Source organism: Clostridium sp. ATCC 25772, assembly GCF_001573875.1.
Classification (GTDB): Bacteria; Bacillota; Clostridia; order Clostridiales; family Clostridiaceae; genus Clostridium_J; species Clostridium_J senegalense.
In genome coordinates this window covers 1-606 of sequence record NZ_LFRG01000170.1, presented here as the reverse complement: position 1 = coordinate 606, position 606 = coordinate 1, and the positions used below count along the sequence as shown (strand labels likewise).

Sequence of the window (606 nt, the reverse complement as noted above, 5' to 3'; positions counted from 1 at the left end):
CATCCATTAAGTCTTCAGATTCTCTTACATATACAAATCCTCTAGATATTATATCTGGACCTGCTACTATAGACTTACTTTCTTTATCTATACCTATAACAATTGTCATCATCCCATTTTCTGCTAAATATTTTCTATCCCTTAAAACGATATTCCCTACATCTCCAACTCCAAGTCCATCAACTAATACATTTCCAGTTGGAACATGTGATGCAACTTTTGCTGAAGTTTTATCTAATTCTAAAACTTCACCTGTTTTCATCACAAATATATTTTGACTTGGCATACCTAAATCTTCTGCTACCTCTGCATGTTTCTTTAACATTCTGAACTCACCATGAGCAGGCATAAAGAACTTAGGAGCTACTAATCTGTGCATTAATTTTAATTCTTCTTGTCTAGCATGACCTGAAACGTGTATATCCGCTGCATCATCATAAACAACTTCTGCACCTTTTTCAAATAAACAGTTTACAACTTTAGAAATAAGTTTTTCATTCCCTGGTATTGGATGTGCTGATATTATTACTAAATCACCTTGTCTTATTTCTACTTTTTTATGTTCAGCTGATGCCATTCTAGCAAGTGCTGACATAGGCTCTCCTT

Annotated in this window: 1 protein-coding gene; it reads right to left on the bottom strand. The window is 34.0% G+C overall.

The window, feature by feature from the left end; genetic code table 11:
• Positions 1 to 606, bottom strand: a 606-nt coding sequence (locus AZI32_RS17405; protein ID WP_162266757.1) for a ribonuclease J, incomplete at both ends; no start/stop codon positions are given.